Origin of the sequence: Vreelandella songnenensis (assembly GCF_003002925.1) — a bacterium.
GTDB lineage: Bacteria > Pseudomonadota > Gammaproteobacteria > Pseudomonadales > Halomonadaceae > Vreelandella > Vreelandella songnenensis.
In genome coordinates this window covers 1-1,372 of the sequence record NZ_PVTK01000031.1, presented here as the reverse complement: position 1 = coordinate 1,372, position 1,372 = coordinate 1, and the positions used below count along the sequence as shown (strand labels likewise).

1 protein-coding gene is annotated in these 1,372 nt (G+C 64.3%); it reads right to left on the bottom strand.

The genetic code is table 11. The features are described 5' to 3' along the window. Positions 1-4: 4 nt before the first annotated feature. Positions 5-1,372: Trk system potassium transporter TrkA (trkA, locus tag B0H98_RS16895; protein ID WP_244183216.1), on the bottom strand; the 1,368-nt coding region annotated here is incomplete at its 5' end.

Below are 1,372 nucleotides of genomic sequence, written 5' to 3'. Positions count from 1 at the left end.
GCTCCTAAAAGAACGTCAGGCCGACCTGGAACAGACGCTCCACATCGCGGATGCGGCGCTTGTCGATCACGAACAGGATCACGTGATCGCCGCTCTCCACCAACACATCGCCATGGGCGATGATCACTTCCTTGCCGCGCACGATTGCCCCGATGGTGGTGCCTTCGGGCAGATTGATCTCGCGGATGGTGCGCCCGACCACGCGCGAGGACTGCTTGTCGCCGTGGGCGATGGCTTCGATCGCCTCGGCAGCCCCGCGTCTGAGCGAGTGCACGTTGACGATATCGCCCCGGCGCACGTGGGTGAGAAGGCTACCGATGGTGGCCTGCTGGGGGGAGATCGCGATGTCGATCTCACCGCCCTGCACCAGATCCACGTAGGCGGCGTTGTTGATCAGCGTGAGCACCTTCTTGGCCCCCAGCCGCTTGGCCAGAAGCGACGACATGATGTTGACCTCGTCGTCATTGGTCAGCGCGCAGAAGATATCGCAATCCTCGATGTTCTCCTCTTCAAGCAGCCGCTTGCTGGTGGCGCTGCCGTGCAGCACCACGGTGCGGTCGAGCCGCTCGGAGAGGGTGGTGCAGCGCTCGAGACTGTGCTCGATGATCTTGACCTGATGGGTATGCTCCAGATGCTCGGCCAGGCGCTCGCCGATATTGCCGCCCCCGGCGATGACCACTCGGCGAAAGCCGCGCTCGACACGTCTGAGTTCGCTCATCACCGCGCGGATATCCCGCCGGGCAGCGAGGAAGAACACTTCGTCGTCGGCTTCGATCACCGTGTCGCCGCGCGGGATGATCGGCCGGTTACGCCGGTAGATGGCCGCCACCCGGGTATCCACGTTGGGCATATGGCGGCGCAGAAAGGCCAGGTCCTGGCCCACCAGCGGCCCGCCGAACACGGCCTTGACCGCCACCAGCTGTACCAGGCCGCCGGCAAAATCCAGTACCTGCAGGGCGCCGGGATACTCGATCAAGCGGCGCACGTGATCGGTGACCACCTGCTCGGGGCTGATCAGGACATCGATGGGGATGGCTTCGTGGGCAAACAGGCCCTTGCGGGTGAGATAGGGCGTGGCGCGCACTCGGGCAATCTTGGTGGGCGTGCGAAACAGCGTATGCGCCACCTGGCAGGCGATCATGTTGACTTCGTCGGTGTTGGTCACCGCGATCAGCATATCGGCATCTTCGCAGCCGGCTTGGCGCAGCACGATGGGGTAGGAGCCAGCGCCGGTCACGGTGCGAATATCGAGCTTGGTGTGCAGCTCGCGCAGTTTATTGGCGTCCGTGTCGACCACGGTGATGTCGTTTTCCTCGCGGGCGAGGTGCTCCGCCAGGGTGCCGCCGACCTGGCCGGCGCCGAGAATGATGAT